Below are 16474 nucleotides of genomic sequence, written 5' to 3'. Positions count from 1 at the left end.
GCGGGCCCGGTGAGCGGCCGCCGCCATGGCGGGGTGGGCACTTCGTATTCGGTACCCCAGGGGAGTGGGGGGTGTGCGGTGGGCCCCCTCCCACGACACGTTACAGGACATTGACGGTCTTGAAAAGTGTGTGAACTCGGTCCGCGTGCGCCACCCGCAAGAGCCACCCGGAAGGAAAGCTCAATTGCGACATGCGGAAGCGCAATTTGCACTGGGAACTTGTCGGCGACAGAATGAATGCGGTATCGAGATTCGCGGCCCCGCCGCGGACGCATAGTCGTCAGTAAAATGACATCGCTGTAGGAGCAGGCACACCATGGCCAAGCAGGTAATTACCCTTCTGACCGACGACCTCGACGGCGGGGAGGCCGACCGCACCGTCGAGTTCGGACTCGACGGTGTGAACTACACGATCGACCTCTCCGAGAAAAATGCCGGCAAGCTGCGTAAGGCGCTCGACCCATTCCTCAACTCGGCCACCCGGGTCGGCCGCACCAGCGTGCCATCGCCGGTCCGGCGTAACGGTGCGAGCGCCGGCGGCCGCGCCAGCCGCGATGAAAATCAGGCTATTCGCGAGTGGGCCAACAAGAACGGTCACCCGGTGTCCGAGCGCGGTCGCATCCCGAGCCACATCGTCGAGGCGTACCACGCCCGCCGATAGGTTCACCGCAGCGTCACGAAATGCGGTGCCATCGGTAACGGTGGCGCCGCATTCGGCTAACTAATCAACAGCCGATCTCGGCCCAGACCGTCTTGCCGGTCTCCTCCCGGCGTACGCCCCAGCGCCGGGCCATCCCGGCCACCACGAGCAGCCCCCGCCCGCCGATCCGGCGGTCGTCCGGCGGCAGCAGCCGCGGCTCGGTGGCGTCGCCGTCGCGCACCTCGACCACGATCACCTCGTCCTCGCGGGCCAGCCGCAGCTCGCCGCCGCCACGGGTGTGCCGGGTGACGTTCTCGACCAGCTCCGAGATCACCACGAGCACGTCGTCGACGACGTCGGCCGCGGAGCCGGCAAGAATGGCCGAGCCGGCGAGAACCGCCTGGGCCTTCCGGCGCACCGGGGCCGCCGGTTCGTCGTTCGCGAAGGCCAGACGCAACAGTTCCACCCGGTGATCATCCGGGATCAGCCGAGAACCTGCCAGACCGTGGTGCGGCGGATCGGCACGCTCTCCAGCGATTCGACCACCGGGATGTCGTACGTCGCCCGCTCGACCAGCCCCTCGGACGGCAGATAGGCCCGGCCCGGGTCACCGACCAGCACCAGGCAGCCGGCGTCGGTCGCCCGGCGCAGGAACGGCAGCACCCGGCCGGCCATCTCACGGCTGTAGAAGACGTCGCCGGCCAGGATCACCCGGAAGGCGTCCGGCGCGGCGTCGAGCAGATCGGCCTCGACGGTCTCCACGCGTACGGCATTGAGCTCGGCGTTCATCGCCGCCGCGGCCAGCGACAGCGGGTCGATGTCGTTCGCCGTCACCGGTGCGGCCCCCCGGAGGGCGGCCGCCACCGCGACCAGGCCCGAGCCGGTCGCCAGGTCGAGCACGCTGCGCCCGGACACCAGGTCGGGATGGTCGAGGACGTAACGGGCCAGCGCCTGCCCGCCGGCCCAGGCGAACGCCCAGAACGGCGGCGGCTGCTCGACCCCCGCCGCCTCGGTCTGTTCCCACAGGGCGATCGGCTCGTCGGCCTGCCACAGGGTGATCTCGGGGACGAACGGGACCGGCTCGGGCACGGTGTGGGTACGGACGAACTCCAGAAGCACCTCCCGATTGTGCCCGTTTCACTCAGTTGCGCCGCCCGCGGGCCGATGGGAGCGTCATGCCGACGCGTAAGGCCCCGATCGCCTTCGGCGGCTGGATGTGCCTGCTCGGACTGCTGTTCCTCCTGATGCCCGCGGCGCACGTCCCGGTGCGGATAGCCGCCGGGGTCTCGGCCGCGGCGGCGATCGCGGCCGGCCTCCGCCGCAACCGGCCCCACGACCGGATCGGCTGGCACCTGCTGATGGTGGCGGTCGTGCTGTCGGCGCTCGGCACCGCCGCGTTCGGCGCACCCGACTGGGCGACCGGCCCGGTGCCCGAGCTGGGAGTGTTCGGGACGGTCCTGATCATCGCGGCGTACGGGCTGCTGGCCGCGGTCCTGCTGATCTTCATCCGGCGGCGTACGGGAGGGGCCCGCGACCGGGCCGCCCTGCTCGACGCCCTCACGGTGACCTCCGGCGTCACCCTGCTCGCCTGGACCTTCGTGCTCGGGCCGCGCCTGCAGGACGGCGGCACCCTGCACGGCAGCATGCTGGCCGCGATCGCCTTCCCGGTCGGCGACCTGCTCTGCCTGGGCGTGCTCACCCGGCTGCTGACCGCGGCCGGGCGCAAGCCCGCCTCGGCCGGGCTGCTCGGCGCCGGCCTGGTCGCCATGCTGATCGGCGACGTCGGCTACGAGCTCATGCTGCTCAACGGCGGCACCCTCGCGCTGGCCGGTCTGGGGCGTCTCGCGCTCTACGCCGCGGCCGGCCTGGCCGCCCTGCACCCGTCGATGAACGAGCTCAGCCGGCCGATGCCCGCCCCGCCGATCGAGACCAGCCGGGCCCGGCTGGTGCTGCTCGGGTGCGCCTCGATGATCGCGCCGGCGATCCTGCTGGCGAAGATGTACAGCGAGCCGTCGCGCACGATCGTGGCCGCGCTCAGCGCGGTGACCTTCCTGCTCGTGCTGGTGCGGATGGCCGACATCATGAGCAGCCACCGCCTGGCCCTGGCCCGCGAGCGGGCCCTGCGCCAGGCGTCCGCCGCGCTGGTCTCGGCGTCCGACGCCGAGCAGGTCATCGTGGCGGTGCGCACCGCCGTCGACGACCTGCTGCCGGCCGACGTGCCGCACGGCGTGGTGCTCGGGCTGGCCATCGCCGAACCGCCCTCGGGCGACGCGGCCGCTCAGGCGGCCGCGGACCGGCAGGCCGGTACCGCCGCCCGGCTGGTGCCGACCCGCGACATCGACTGGGCGGTCGGCGTACGCCTGACCCACTTCCACATGGCCCTGCGCTGCCCGCTGGTGCTCCGCGACCGTCCGACCGGCGACCCTCTGGTCGGTGTGCTGCACGTGGGCGCCCCGACCTGGGCGCTGCCCGGGTTGCAGCGCTCGATCGAGGTGCTGGCCGGGCAGGCCGCGCTGGCGATCGAGCGGATCGGCCTCAACCAGGAGGTGGTCCGGCGCAACAGCGAGGTCTATTTCCGGACATTAGTGCAAAATACGTCGGACGTCATTCTGATCGTCGACGAGGCCGACCGGATCCGTTACGCGTCGCCGTCGGCCCGTGCGGTGTTCGGCGCCGACCCGACCAATTTCGGCTTGACGCAGGTGATCGCGACGGAAGATCACCAACGCCTGATGTCCGTTCTGTCGGCCGTGCGCGCCGGCGCATCCGTCCCGAGAGAGGACTTCCGGGCGATCAAAGATCTGCTCCTGGAAATGGACTGCCGCGACCTGAGAGCCGACCGCACGGTCGCCGGGCTGGTCATCACCCTCAGAGACGTCACCGAGCGCCGCCGCCTCGAGCGCGAGCTCACCCACCAGGCGTTCCACGACGGGCTGACCGGCCTGGCCAACCGGGTGCTGTTCGCCGACCGGCTCCAGCACGCCCTGGCCCGCGCGGCCCGGGACGGCTCGGTCGTCGGCGTGCTCTTCATCGACCTCGACGACTTCAAGATCGTCAACGACACGCTCGGCCACGCGGTCGGCGACCAGCTGCTGATCGCGGTCGCCGAGCGGATCAGCGGCGCCCTGCGGGCCGACGACACCGCGGCCCGTCTCGGCGGCGACGAGTTCGCCTGCCTGATCGAGAACGTCTGGGACCCGAACGCGGTCGAGGACACCGCCCAGCGCATCCTCACCGCGCTGGGCGAACCGGTCCCGGCCGACGGCGGCCAGACCCTGTACGCCGTGGCCAGCATCGGCATCACCACCACCCCCGAGGCCGACACCGCCGACGAGCTGCTCCGCCAGGCCGACCTCGCGCTGTACGTCGCCAAGGGCGCCGGCAAGAACCAGTGGCGCCGCTACCAGAAGCACCTGCACGACGCGATGGTGCAGCGGCTGGAACTGCGGTCGGCACTCGACCACGCGGTCAACGAGGGCCACTTCCTGCTCCAGTACCAGCCGATCGTCGACCTCACCAACGACGAGCCGGTCGGATTCGAGGCGCTGGTCCGCTGGCAGCACCCGTCCCAGGGCGTGATCGCGCCGGCTTCGTTCATTGAAGTGGCCGAGGAGAGCGGGCTCATCGTGCCGATCGGCCGGTGGGTGCTCGACCAGGCCCTGCACACGGTCGCCCAGTGGCGGCGGGTGCTGCCCCGGGTGCGCCAGCCGTACGTGAGCGTCAACGTCTCGGTCCGCCAGTTCCGCGAGTCCGGCTTCGTCGACCAGGTGCTGCAGTCCCTCGAGTACGCCGGGGTGCCCCCGCACGCGCTCATGCTGGAGATCACCGAGACGCTGCTGGTCGGCGACCACGAGACGATCTGGCAGGACCTGGCGGCGCTGCGCGAGCACGGCGTACGGGTGGCGATCGACGACTTCGGCACCGGCTACTCGTCGCTCGGCTACCTGCGGCAGCGCCCGATCGACGTGGTGAAGATCGACAAGATGTTCATCGACGGCATGGTCGAGAGCGAACAGCAGCTGGCGCTGGTCGACGGCATCATCAGCCTGGCCCAGTCGCAGGGGCTCACGGTGATCGCCGAGGGCATCGAGGACCCGGAACACCGCGACCTGCTGGCCCGGCTCGGCTGCCCGCTCGGCCAGGGCTTCCTCTTCTCGAGCCCGGTCGACGGGACCGCGGCCATCGGCCAGATGACCAGCTTGCTGGCGGCTTAGTTTCCACTAAGTTCACTGGAATGACATTCACCATTACCCGGCGGCTCGGCATCACCGCGGTCGCCGCTCTCGCGGTGGCCGCGCTCGGCGGCGCCGGCGTCGGTTACGCGGCGTCATCGGCGACCACCCTGCAGCCGGCGATCAAGACCATCACCCCGCGGTCCGAGAAGGACGTCACCAACATCGACGTGTTGCGCCAGCAGCTGCGCAACTACTACGGCGACGCGCTCGGCACCGGCCAGTTCGGCGACGACAGCAACTATGCCCGCGAGGCCCGTTCGGCGGCCTCCGACGGCGCTCACTACCTTGCGCACGCCCACCCGGCCCGGCACAAGACCAAGGCGATCATCCTCGACGTCGACGACACCACGCTGGCGACCTGGAACTACGAGGTCTTCAGCAACTGGGCGTTCAACCCGACGACCAACGCCGACTACGTGCTCAACCAGCGCTTCCCGGCCGTACCCGGCATGGTCTCGATGGTCACGTCCGCCGAGCGCGAGGGCTACGCGATCTTCTACCTGACCGGCCGCCCGACTTCCCAGGAGCAGGCCACCCTCGGCAACCTCACCGCCGACCAGATCGGCGTCGACGCCGGCTACCCCAAGCCCACGACGCTGCGTGACGGCGAGGACGGCCTTTTCACCAAGCCCGACGTCACCGCCTACCCCGACTACCTCAAGCAGGCCTGCGCCGCCGACCCCGGCGGCAAGTGCACGACAATTCACTACAAGTCGGCCACCCGCGCCCACATCGAATCCCTGGGCTACGACATCGTCGGCAACTTCGGCGACCAGTTCAGCGACCTCAAGGGCGGCTTCGCCGACAAGACCTTCAAACTGCCCAACCCGAACTACTTCCTGCCCTGAGAGAAAGCGGACCGCCGGCCGGGCGGTCCGCTTTTTCGTACGCGCCGTCCATCCGAACCCGGCCCGTCGGTCAGATCTGACGGCAACACCGGGCCGTAGGCCCGCGCCGGCCCGGCGTCAGGCCGCGTCGCATCCCGGCTGCTTGTCGTCATTCCTCGATCATCACATCTCCGGGGCGTCCGACGGCATATCGAGCGGCCAGGCTCCGGATCACCGCCGCCACCCGGTCCCGCAACTCGGGCGGCGCCACCACCTCGACGTCGGTGCCCAGGCGGAGGATCTCGGCGGCCGCGTGGTCGAGCGACTCGGTCGGGATGACGACCTCGAGGCGGTCCGGGTCGGGCAACGCTGTAGCGGTGCGGCGGGCGGCCTCGGCCACGGCCGGATCGGCGGTGTAGGGCAGCAACCCGAACGCCGACCGCCCGATGTGGAGCGTCGCCGTGCCGGTGTGGCGGCGTTCGGCCAGGTCGGTCAGGTAGACGTCCCAGTAAGCGGCCAGCCGGAACCCGGCGGCCCGGGCGAAGCTCTCCTCCGACACGACCAGGTGCCGGATGCGGTCGACCCGGTAGGTTCGCATCCCGGCCCGGTGCTGGGCGACCAGATACCAGTGGCCCGCCTTGAGCACCAGGCCGTGCGGCCGCACCGTGCGGGTCACCTCGTGCGGCTGCGCCCAGCGCAGATAGCGGATCCGGATGACCCGGCTCCGCCGGATCGCGTCGGCCGTGGCGGCGAGGGCCGGGGTGCGGGCCGCCTCGTGATACCAGGCCGGCACGTCGACGTAGAACCGGTCGTCGAACTCGGCCGCGGCTTGGCGCAGGGGCGGCGGCAGCGCGGCCACCATTTTGATCCAGGCCGCCCGGGCCTCCGGCTCCAGCCCGAGGTCGGCGGCCGCCCGGGGCAGCGCGGCCAGCCCCAGCGACCCGGCCTCGCCCGCGGTCAGGCCGGTCAGCCGCGTGCGGAAGCCGTCGAGCAGCCGGTAGCCGCCGCCGTGACCGGCCTCGCCGTAGACCGGGATCCCGGCCGCCCCGAGCGCCTCCACGTCCCGGTAGATCGTGCGCGGCGACACCTCCAGCGCCTCGGCCAGCTCGTCGGCACTCATCCGGCCGCGCACCTGGAGCAGCAGGAGGATCGAGATCAGCCGGCTGGCGGGCATGCCCTCGAGTGTCGCGCATCTTCACTGCCACCGGTTGTCAGGGAACCGGTTCTACCGTCCCGGCATGACCAAAGAGCTTGTCGACCGCTACGTCCGCGTCTGGAACCTCACCTCGGACGACGAACGCCGCGCCGAGGTAGCCGAGATCTGGGCACCGGGCGCCGTCCAGTACACCCCCGAGAACCGCTACGAAGACCTCTACCAGCGAGTCACCGACGCCTACCGGCAGCTGGTGGCCGACGGCCAGAACCACTTCATCCCGGCCGGCCCCGTTCACGCCCACCACGACAGCGTCCTCTTCACCGTAGACATGATCACCACCGCGACCGGCGAAGCCACCTGGCGCGGCGAGATCCTCCTGCTCCTCGACCACGAGGGCCGCGTCCGCCTCGACTACCAGTACAACCTGACCTGACCTAATCAACACGATCTTTGTCCCCGGGCGGCCGAGCGAGCCTCGACCTTGAGACATTGCGGGATCACGTGGTGAGATCTCGCGGTGATCGAGCGGGACCCCATTGCAGGCCGGCTCGTGCGGCCGGATGTCGAGTCGTTCGTTGTCCTGGCCGGTGACGCACCGGTCGGCTATGCCCAGTACTGGCATGCGAACCAGACCGAGGGCGGCATCGATCTCATCCTCGCTCCGCAGGCCCGCGGACGCGGCTATGGACCCGATGCCGCCCGGGCCCTGGCCGATCACCTCCTGGGCGACCTGAAGTGGTCACGGGTGACTGTCGATCCCGCGGCGGACAACCGGCGCGCGATACGGGCGTGGGAGAAGGCCGGGTTTCAGCACGTGGGCGCCGACGGTGAGGGGCTCACCATGGAGCGCCGGTCGTAGCGGTGTCCGGCGGCTCGATGGAGGCCGGGCGCCGCCGCTGGAGCTCGTCGCGTTCGGCGTGGAGCGCGTGATATCCGATCCATGCCTGGACGGACGACAAGAGGGCGTACGCGTCGAAGACGATCTTCCTGCCCGCGACGGTGTCCCACAGCGACGCCGGGACGGATCCGCTCTCGCGAGCCTGGTCGACTACCTGATCGACGGTGGCGACGTGGGCCGTCAGCCTGGCCCATTTGCTCGTGGCGGATGGTCGTCAGTACCTGGTTGGTCAGCGCGATGTTGGTTCTGACCAGGCCCGTGATCTCGCTCAGCTGCATTTGAAGGGCGACCATGGCCAGCGCCGGCCCGGCGGACGGCACGAGACCGAAGTCGATCAGATCGCGCTGGGTCCGGCTGGGACCTCACCGAAGACGACCGCGATCCCCGGAAGCACCTCGGCCAGGACTGTCGATGCCGCCGGATCATCCACAACAGGTGAGTTCACCGCCGGAGAGCCGCCGCGGTGGGGCGTTGCAGTGGTTCGCCCTGGGTGGGGAAAGGCCGGGCCGGCGGGGGCGGACGGCCCGGTGTTGCAGCCGGCGGGAACCGACGGGCCGCGAGCGGATGGACGACGCGTACTTCTAAGCCGGTTTGAGCAGGACCTTGACGTGATCGCCGGAGCTTGCCTCGGCGAAGGCCGCGGCGGCCTCGCTCAGCGGCCGCACCGACGTGATGAGGTCGTCGATGACGACCTGGCCGGTGGAGAGCAGGCGGCATGGCCTCGGTGAAGTCGTCCGGGAGGTAGGTGGCGCTGCCCTGGAGGCGGAGTTGGGCGTCCTGGATCCGGGGGAGCGGGATCGTCACCTCGCAGACGTTCGGCCGGCCGGCGCGGCACTGCTTGCACTCCCAGCAGGGGAGGAACTGTTCCAGCACGACCCGCTGACCGGTCGCCTCGACCACCCCGGCGACCTCGTGGCCGGGGAGATAGGGCAGGTCGATGAACGGGTGCCGGCCGGCGAGCGCGTGCGTGTCCGAGCCGCAGATGCCGGCGAGGACCGTGCGCACCAGCACCTCGCCCGGGCCCGGTGCGGGCACGTCCGCATCAATGGTCGACACGCCGGAAGGGCCGGCCACCACCCGCTGCATGATCACGGAAGGAAGCCTAGCCGCCGGGCGGCCACCACGGTCTCCATGCGGCCGTGCGTGCCCAGCTTGCGCATCGCGTTGCGCAGGTAGCTCTTGACGGTCTCGGGCAGCAGGCCGAGCCGCCGGGCCGCCTCGGCGTTGCCGCAGCCGACCGCGACCATGGCGAGCACGTCGAGTTCGCGCGGGGAGAGGGGATTCAGCGAGGTCGGCGCGGCCTCGCCGGCCAGGCGGGCGGAGATCTCCTGCAACCGCCGGCGCAGGCGGGGATCGTCGGTTTCGGCCGCGAGCGTACGCAGGTCCGCGTGGGCCAACCGCACGTTCTCCCACTCGGCTGTGGTCGCGTCCGGGCGTCCCCGGGCGGCCGCGGTCTCCAGTTCGGCGAGGCGTCGCGCGACCTCCCGGCGGACGGTCAGCTCGGTGCCCAGCCGCACCGCGACCTGCCCCATCGCGTCGAGCGCCCGCGCCCCGACGGAGAGCGGCGCCCGGGTTCCGGCGTAGAGCACCGCGAGCACCGGGCCGCCCATCGCCACCGGCACGGCCGCGATGGCTCGCAGCCCTTCGGTGGTGACCGGCGCGTCGTATTCGTGGCTGATCCGCGGGTCGGCCGCGTAGTCCTCGACCCGGCCCGGCCGCGCGGTCGTCACGACCCGGCCGCCGAGCCCGTTGCCCGCGCTCACCACCAGGCCGTTGAGGGCGAGCGTGGTCGTGCCGGCGAAGTCGGTCAGCCGCATCGAGCGCCCGTCGGCCGACACCAGGCCGCCGAACGCGACCGGCAGCCCGGAGGCCCGTCGAATGCGTTGCAGAGCTGTTTCGAGCACGTTGCCAGCATGGCACCCCCGAACGGGGGTAGCCAGGCTCCGCCGACCGGGCCATGCTGCGGAAATGCAGCCGTCGTACGCCTCCGGCATCTCCGATCTGCCCCTGCTCGGCGAGACGATCGGGGAAAACCTCGAACGCACCGTGGTCCGCTTCGGCGACCGGGAGGCGCTGGTCGACGTGGCGTCGGGACGCCGCTGGACGTACGCGGCCTTCGACGCCGACGTCGACCGGCTGGCGCGGGGCCTGCTCGCGCGCGGCATCGAGAAGGGTGACCGGGTCGGCATCTGGGCGCCGAACTGCGCCGAGTGGGTTCTCACGCAGTACGCGACGGCCAAGATCGGCGCGATCCTGGTGAATGTCAATCCGGCATATCGGACGCATGAGCTGGATTATGTGGTCACGCAGTCCGGTATGCGCCTGTTGATCAGCGCGGTGTCGTTCAAGACGAGCGACTACCGCGGGATGATCGGGGAAATCGGCTTCGACAAGGCCATATTCATCGGGACGGACGGGTTCGATGAGCTCTTCCTCGCCGGGGATAAATCGGGCATTGACGCGCGGGCGGCGACGCTCGCCTTCGACGACCCGATCAACATCCAGTACACGTCGGGCACGACCGGGTTCCCCAAGGGCGCGACGCTCTCGCACCACAACATCCTCAACAACGGCTACTTCGTCGGCGAGCTCGTCAACTACACCGAGCACGACCGTGTCTGCCTGCCGGTGCCGCTCTACCACTGCTTCGGCATGGTCATGGGCAACCTCGGGGCGACCACCCACGGGGCCTGCATCGTGCTCCCGGCACCCGGCTTCGACCCGGCGGCGACCCTCCGGGCCGTCGCCACGGAACGCATCACTTCCCTGTACGGCGTACCGACCATGTTCATCGCCGAACTGGGCCTGGCCGACTTCGCCGACTACGACCTGTCCAGCCTGCGGACCGGCATCATGGCCGGCTCGCCCTGCCCGGTCGAGGTGATGAAGCGGGTCGTCGCCGAGATGAACATGACCGAGGTCGCGATCTGCTACGGCATGACCGAGACGTCCCCGGTGTCGACCATGACCCGCCCGGACGACAACCTGGCCCGCCGCACCGAGACGGTCGGCCGCGTCATGCCGCTCCTGGAGTCCAAGATCGTCGACCCGGCGACCGGCCTGGTGCTGCCCCGCGGCGAGGCGGGCGAGCTGTGCACGCGCGGCTACGCGGTGATGCTCGGCTACTGGGAGCAGCCCGAGGCGACGGCCGGCGCGATCGACGCGGCCCGCTGGATGCACACCGGCGACCTGGCCACGATGGACGCCGACGGCTATCTCAACATCGTCGGCCGGATCAAGGACCTGGTCATCCGGGGCGGAGAGAACGTCTACCCGCGCGAGGTCGAGGAGTTCCTCTACACCCATCCCGACGTCGCGGACGTGCAGGTGATCGGCGTTCCGGACGAGAAGTACGGCGAGGAGCTGATGGCCTGGATCGTCCTTCGAGCCGGTGCGCAGCCGCTTTCCGCCGAGGCCGTGCGCGAGTTCTGCACCGGCCGGCTCGCCCACTACAAGATCCCGCGGTACGTCCATATCGTCGACGGCTTCCCGATGACCGTCACCGGCAAGGTCCGCAAGGTCGAGATGCGCGAGCAGGCGGTCGGCATCCTGGGCCTGGAGGAGGCCGCCGCGGTCCGGAACGCCTAGATCCGAACGCCTGGATAAGGTGGTCGGGTGAAAAATCCGAGCTACCGGCCCGTGCCCGCGCAGGTCGACCTGCCCGCCCTCGACCACGAGGTGCTGCACTTCTGGCACGCCAACAGCGTCTTCGCCCGCAGTCTCGAGCAGACCGAGGGCCGGCCGGACTGGATTTTCTACGAGGGCCCGCCGACCGCCAACGGCATGCCCGGCACGCACCACATCGAGAGCCGGGTCTTCAAGGACGTCTTCCCGCGCTACAAGACGATGAAGGGCTTCCACGTCGCCCGCAAGGCCGGGTGGGACTGCCACGGCCTGCCGGTCGAGCTCGCGGTCGAGAAGGAGCTCGGGTTCACCGGCAAGCAGGACATCGAGGCGTACGGGATCGCCGAGTTCAACGCCAAGTGCCGCGAGTCGGTCACCCGGCACACCGACGCGTTCGCCGCGCTGACCGAGCGCATGGGCTACTGGGTCGACATGGACGGCGCCTACCGCACCATGGACCCCGACTACATCGAGTCGGTGTGGTGGTCGCTCAAGCAGATCTTCGACCAGGGCCTGCTGGTCGAAGACTTCCGCGTGGCGCCCTGGTGCCCGCGTGACCAGACCGCGCTGAGCGATCACGAGCTGGCCCAGGGCTATGAGAACGACATCGACCCCTCGGTCTACGTGCGTTTCCCGCTCACCTCGGGCCCGCTGGCCGGCCGCGCCTCGCTGCTCGTCTGGACGACGACGCCGTGGACGCTGGTCTCCAACACGGCGGTCGCGGTCAACCCGTCGGTCACCTACGTGGTGGTTTCGGACGGCGCGGAAAACCTCGTCGTGGCCGCGGAACTGGTCCCCGAGGGCTTCACGCCGACCGGCGAGTCGTTCACCGGGCGCGAGATGGAGCGCTGGGCCTATCAGCGGCCGTTCGACCTGGTCGAGGTGCCCGACGCGCACTACGTGGTGCTGGCCGACTACGTGACCACCGAGAGCGGCACCGGCCTGGTCCACCAGTCGCCGGCGTTCGGCGCCGACGACCTCGCGACCTGCCGGGCGTACGGGCTGCCGATGGTCAACCCGGTGCGCCCCGACGGGACGTTCGAGCCCGAGGTGCCGCTGGTCGGCGGGGTCTTCTTCAAGACCGCCGACGCCGCGCTCGTCGACGACCTGCGGCGCCGCGGCCGGCTGTTCCGCGAAGTGCCGTACACGCACAGCTACCCGCACTGCTGGCGCTGCCACACGCCGCTGATCTACTACGCGCAGCCGTCGTGGTACGTGCGGACGACCGCGATCCGCGAGAAGCTGCTGCGGGAGAACGAGCGCACCAACTGGCAGCCGTCGACCATCAAATACGGGCGGTACGGCGACTGGCTCGACAACAACGTCGACTGGGCGCTGTCCCGTTCCCGTTACTGGGGAACGCCGTTGCCGATCTGGCGCTGTTCCGACGGCCACCTCACCTGCATCGGTTCGCTCTCTGAACTGGGCACGCTGGCGAAGAAGGACCTCCAGCACCTCGACCCGCACCGGCCCTTCATCGACGAGATCACCTTCGACTGCCCGTCGTGCGGCGAGACCGCGACCCGGGTGCCCGACGTGATCGACGCCTGGTACGACTCGGGCTCGATGCCGTTCGCCCAGTTCGGCTACCCGTACAAAAACAAGGAGCAGTTCGAGAACAGCTACCCGGCGCAGTTCATCTCCGAGGCGATCGACCAGACCCGCGGCTGGTTCTACACGCTCATGGCGGTCGGCACCCTGGTCTTCGACCGCTCGGCCTACGAAAACGTGGTCTGCCTCGGGCACATCGTCGCCGAGGACGGCCGCAAGATGTCCAAGCACCTGGGCAACATCCTCGAGCCGATCCCGCTGCTCGAACGGCACGGCGCCGACGCGGTGCGCTGGTTCATGGCCGCGGTCGGCTCACCCTGGTCGTCCCGCCGGGTCGGGCACAACACGCTTCAGGAGGTCGTGCGCAAGACGCTGCTGACCTACTGGAACACCGCCGCTTTCCAGGCGCTGTACGGGCGTACGGCCGGCTGGTCGCCGTCGGCGACCGACCCCGCCCCGGCCGACCGCCCGGTCCTCGACCGCTGGCTGCTCTCCGAGCTGCACACGCTGGTCCGCGCGGTCGACGCGGCGATGGACGCCTTCGACACCCACGAGACGGGCAAGCTGCTCGCCGCCTTCGTCGACGACCTCTCCAACTGGTACGTCCGGCGCAGCCGCCGCCGCTTCTGGCGCGGCGACCCGGCCGCCCTGGCCACCCTGCACGAGACGCTCCGCACGGTGACGCTGCTGCTGGCGCCGCTGACGCCGTTCCTGACCGAGAAGGTCTGGCAGGACATGGTCGTCGCGGTCGACCCGGCCGCCGCCTCATCGGTCCACCTGGCGTCCTACCCGGTGGCCGACGCCGCCCTCATCGATGAAAACCTGGCCGGCCAGATGGCGCTCGCCCGGCGGCTGGTCGAGCTCGGCCGCACCGCCCGCGCCGAGTCGAGCGTCAAGACCCGGCAGCCGCTGTCGAGCGCGCTGGCCTCGGCTCAGGGCCTCGACCAGCTCGGGCCGGAGCTGATCGCCGAGATCGCGTCCGAGCTCAACGTGGGCACGGTCCTGCCGATGGAACAGTCGCTGGTGGACGCCTCGGCCAAGGCCAACTTCCGCGCGCTCGGCAAGCGTTTCGGCAAGCGGGTGCAGGAAGTCGCGGCCGCGATCGCCGCGGCCGACGCGGCGGCGTTGAAGCGTTCGCTCGCCGACGGCACCGCGTCGCTGACGGTCGGCGACGAGACGATCGAGCTCACCCCCGACGAGGTCTTCATCACCGAAACCCCGCGCGAGGGCTGGGCGGTCGCCTCCGAGTCGGGCGCGGCGGTCGCCCTCGACCTGCGCCTGACGCCGGAGCTGAAGCGGGCCGGCCTGGCCCGCGACGCGATCCGCCTGATCCAGGAGGCCCGCAAGGCCACCGGGCTCGAAGTGTCGGACCGCATCGAGCTGCGCTACTCGGCGTCCCGCGAAGACACCGCCGAAGCCCTCGCCGAACACCGCGACCTGATCGCCGACGAGGTGCTGGCCACAACATTCGGCCCGGGCGAACCCGCCTGGGACGGCAAGCCCCACGAGGAGCCCGAACTGGGCCTGACCTTCTGGCTCCGCTCCGCCTGACCACGTTGCACAAGACCCCACGCACCCGCGATGCTCGGGTGCGTGGGAGTCGATGGGCGAGGCCGGCATGGGCTTCACGGCCGAACCGGCGCCCTGGACCCCCGGAGCGGACGACCGCGAGTGGCGGTCACAGCGCGTGCCCGGCCCATCGGCTTCGAGACCGAGTGACCGCTCAGCGGCGATAGATGGTGATCGAATAGCCGACCTCGTCGATCGGGGTGCTGCTGTCGATCAGCACCTTGAGCTGCCCGGTCGCCAGCGCCACCCGCGAATCCGACACGACCAGCAGCCCGTGCACCTCGTCGTTCGACGCGGTCAGCGGGTCGCGGCCCCGGATGCCGTAATATTCCGGCACGCCGCTGCCCTTGTAGACCAACCAGACCGGCTGTCCGGGATAGCGATCCTTCAGCCGGGTCGCCAGCCGCGCGAGATCCTGCCCCCAGTCCACATTGGCGTCGTGCAGGTTGAGGTGCGTCTTGGCCGGCCCGCCGAACGCCTCGTTGGAATAAGGCAGAAAATACGGAAAAACCCGGGCGGAACTCACGGCCACGAACAAAACCAACGCCAGCGTCGGCAACAGCACCATTTTTCGTACGCGGGGCGACCGCCCCTCAACCGCAGACCGGGCCGCCCCCGCCTTTTCGACCGAGGCGTGGTCACTGTCGTCCCCCACCTCATGACGTTCGTCGCCCGCCCCGTCCAGGTGATCGACGGCCGGCCGCCCCCACCCCGTTCCCGAACCCGCACCCGCACCCGCACCCGAGCTGGAGCCCGCGCCCGCATCCGCGCCCGATGTCGACTCCGAAGCCGGAACCGCGACCACCGAGCCCGTCGGCCCGACGACCGCCCGCCGCCGAACGGTCAGGACGGTCGTCGCCGCCACTGTCATGAACATGGGCATGAAGATGACGTAGCGGGTGCCGAAGTCGCGGGCGCCCGTCATCGCCACCAGGAACAGCACCAGCGACGGCAGCAACGTGTAAAGCGCCGCCACCCGCAACGACCGCCGCACCAGCATGGTCACCGCGCCGGCCGCCCACAACGCCAGCAACCCCAGCGGCGTCTTGATCAGCAGCGCGACCGGCAGGTAATACCAGAGCCGCCCGTGATAGGCGTGGCCGAGCAGGAACCCGTTGAAGCTCGACGACTCGAACTGGAACTGGATCAGCACCCCGTCCCGGTAGGGCTGGGGGAACGGCAGCAGGTCGACCGCGAGCCCGCGCAGCCCGCCCGGGTTGGTCACCCCGGCCGGTGTCACCCACCGCAGCGACGGGTCGACCGCCAGATAGACCGCCCACACCACCGCCACCGCGATCGCGCCGACCCCGACCGCCGCGAGCACCCGGACCCACCAGCGGCGCCGCACCGCCGGCAACGACAGGGCCAGGACGAGCGGCACCATCGGGAGCGCGCTCGCCCGGGTCGCCAGCGCCGCGCCCAGGGCGATCCCGGCCAGCGGCAGATAGAGCCCGGGACGGGACCGGGCCCGCCACAGCATCCAGAAGGTGGTCAGCAGCAGCCCGGCCGCCGGCACGTCGAGCGTGGCCAGCGAGCCGTGGGCGAGCACGTCGGGGTCGAAGGCGTAGAGCACCAGCGCCATCAGCCCCGCCCACGGCCCGGCCAGGTCGCGGGCGAAGCCGAACACCACCAGCCCGAACAGCAGCGTCAGCACGATCATCGGGATGCGGGCGGCCAGCATGAGCCGGTACGGGTTGTTGCCGCTCTCGTAGAGCAGACGCCGCCCGAGCAGCGTCTGGTTCTGGTTGAACGAAGGGTCCAGAACCGCGTGCTCGAAGCCCAGGCCGACCGCCATCGCCAGTTTGCCCAGCGGCGGATGCTCCGGGTTGTAGCGCAGGCCGTGCTGCTGCTCGTAGACCACCGCGCTGCCGACGTAGACCGGCTCGTCGATCGTCGGCGACTGCTGCACCGCCTCGGTGACCATGGCGAACGCCATCCCGCCGAGCAGCGCAGCAACGGCCAGGAGAAAACTCA

The 16474-nt window shown here is 70.4% G+C and carries 13 protein-coding genes; 7 read left to right on the top strand and 6 right to left on the bottom strand.

The window, feature by feature from the left end; genetic code table 11:
- Positions 1 to 316: 316 nt before the first annotated feature.
- The gene (locus AB0M88_RS30470; RefSeq protein ID WP_364108278.1) at positions 317 to 661 is read left to right on the top strand and encodes an Lsr2 family protein; all 345 of its coding nucleotides are present in this window, start codon (positions 317 to 319) and stop codon (positions 659 to 661) included.
- 64 nt (positions 662 to 725) lie between these two features.
- On the opposite strand, the gene AB0M88_RS30465 is transcribed toward AB0M88_RS30470, so the two are convergent.
- Entirely contained in the window at positions 726 to 1106 is a 381-nt protein-coding gene (locus AB0M88_RS30465) for an ATP-binding protein (protein ID WP_364108276.1), read from the bottom strand.
- Positions 1107 to 1123: 17 nt separating this feature from the next.
- Positions 1124 to 1759 (bottom strand): 50S ribosomal protein L11 methyltransferase, encoded by a 636-nt coding sequence (locus AB0M88_RS30460; protein ID WP_364108274.1) that lies wholly within the window; start codon positions 1757 to 1759, stop codon positions 1124 to 1126.
- 56 nt (positions 1760 to 1815) lie between these two features.
- Here AB0M88_RS30460 and AB0M88_RS30455 point away from each other — a divergent pair, with 56 nt between their 5' ends.
- The gene (locus AB0M88_RS30455) at positions 1816 to 4854 is read left to right on the top strand and encodes an EAL domain-containing protein (protein ID WP_364108272.1); all 3039 of its coding nucleotides are present in this window, start codon (positions 1816 to 1818) and stop codon (positions 4852 to 4854) included.
- A gap of 20 nt (positions 4855 to 4874) precedes the next feature.
- Entirely contained in the window at positions 4875 to 5723 is an 849-nt protein-coding gene (locus AB0M88_RS30450) for an HAD family acid phosphatase (protein WP_364108270.1), read from the top strand.
- A 148-nt stretch (positions 5724 to 5871) separates the two neighbouring features.
- Here the strand turns inward: AB0M88_RS30450 and AB0M88_RS30445 are convergent, their stop codons facing one another.
- Positions 5872 to 6876 carry a WYL domain-containing protein gene (locus AB0M88_RS30445; protein WP_364108269.1) on the bottom strand — a complete coding sequence of 335 codons (1005 nt, stop codon included), beginning with the start codon at positions 6874 to 6876 and terminating at the stop codon, positions 5872 to 5874.
- Between the two features lie 64 nt (positions 6877 to 6940).
- Here AB0M88_RS30445 and AB0M88_RS30440 point away from each other — a divergent pair, with 64 nt between their 5' ends.
- Complete coding sequence (locus tag AB0M88_RS30440) at positions 6941 to 7291, top strand: hypothetical protein (protein ID WP_364108267.1); 351 nt, start codon at positions 6941 to 6943, stop codon at positions 7289 to 7291.
- Between the two features lie 84 nt (positions 7292 to 7375).
- The gene (locus tag AB0M88_RS30435) at positions 7376 to 7717 is read left to right on the top strand and encodes a GNAT family N-acetyltransferase (protein WP_364108265.1); all 342 of its coding nucleotides are present in this window, start codon (positions 7376 to 7378) and stop codon (positions 7715 to 7717) included.
- A 480-nt stretch (positions 7718 to 8197) separates the two neighbouring features.
- Here AB0M88_RS30435 and AB0M88_RS30430 read toward each other — a convergent pair whose 3' ends face one another.
- The gene (locus AB0M88_RS30430) at positions 8198 to 8842 is read right to left on the bottom strand and encodes an alcohol dehydrogenase catalytic domain-containing protein (protein WP_364108290.1); all 645 of its coding nucleotides are present in this window, start codon (positions 8840 to 8842) and stop codon (positions 8198 to 8200) included.
- Positions 8843 to 8844: 2 nt separating this feature from the next.
- Complete coding sequence (locus AB0M88_RS30425; RefSeq protein ID WP_364108263.1) at positions 8845 to 9660, bottom strand: LuxR C-terminal-related transcriptional regulator; 816 nt, start codon at positions 9658 to 9660, stop codon at positions 8845 to 8847.
- A 64-nt stretch (positions 9661 to 9724) separates the two neighbouring features.
- Between AB0M88_RS30425 and AB0M88_RS30420 the strand changes: the two genes are divergently transcribed.
- On the top strand, positions 9725 to 11344 hold the full coding sequence (locus tag AB0M88_RS30420; protein ID WP_364108261.1) for an AMP-binding protein: 1620 nt from the start codon (positions 9725 to 9727) through the stop codon (positions 11342 to 11344).
- Between the two features lie 27 nt (positions 11345 to 11371).
- Positions 11372 to 14482: an isoleucine--tRNA ligase gene (gene ileS, locus AB0M88_RS30415; RefSeq protein ID WP_364108259.1), complete on the top strand. Its 3111-nt coding sequence runs from the start codon at positions 11372 to 11374 to the stop codon at positions 14480 to 14482.
- Between the two features lie 172 nt (positions 14483 to 14654).
- On the opposite strand, the gene AB0M88_RS30410 is transcribed toward ileS, so the two are convergent.
- Positions 14655 to 16436, bottom strand: coding sequence for a glycosyltransferase family 39 protein (locus AB0M88_RS30410; RefSeq protein WP_364108288.1), 1782 nt, complete (start codon positions 16434 to 16436; stop codon positions 14655 to 14657).
- Between the last annotated feature and the right edge of the window lie 38 nt (positions 16437 to 16474).

The organism is Actinoplanes sp. NPDC051411 (genome assembly GCF_040682075.1).
GTDB lineage: Bacteria > Actinomycetota > Actinomycetes > Mycobacteriales > Micromonosporaceae > Actinoplanes.
This window is presented reverse-complemented; position numbering and strand designations above follow the sequence as displayed.

Bases quoted from the DNA above. Each gene is read 5' to 3' on its own strand.
- AB0M88_RS30470 (WP_364108278.1), top strand. From the start codon at position 317: ATGGCCAAGCAGGTAATTACCCTTCTGACCGACGACCTCGACGGCGGG.
- AB0M88_RS30455 (WP_364108272.1), top strand. From the start codon at position 1,816: ATGCCGACGCGTAAGGCCCCGATCGCCTTCGGCGGCTGGATGTGCCTG.
- AB0M88_RS30450 (WP_364108270.1), top strand. From the start codon at position 4,875: ATGACATTCACCATTACCCGGCGGCTCGGCATCACCGCGGTCGCCGCT.
- AB0M88_RS30445 (WP_364108269.1), bottom strand. From the start codon at position 6,876: ATGCCCGCCAGCCGGCTGATCTCGATCCTCCTGCTGCTCCAGGTGCGC.
- AB0M88_RS30440 (WP_364108267.1), top strand. From the start codon at position 6,941: ATGACCAAAGAGCTTGTCGACCGCTACGTCCGCGTCTGGAACCTCACC.
- AB0M88_RS30430 (WP_364108290.1), bottom strand. From the start codon at position 8,842: ATGCAGCGGGTGGTGGCCGGCCCTTCCGGCGTGTCGACCATTGATGCG.
- AB0M88_RS30420 (WP_364108261.1), top strand. From the start codon at position 9,725: ATGCAGCCGTCGTACGCCTCCGGCATCTCCGATCTGCCCCTGCTCGGC.
- AB0M88_RS30410 (WP_364108288.1), bottom strand. From the start codon at position 16,436: ATGGCGTTCGCCATGGTCACCGAGGCGGTGCAGCAGTCGCCGACGATC.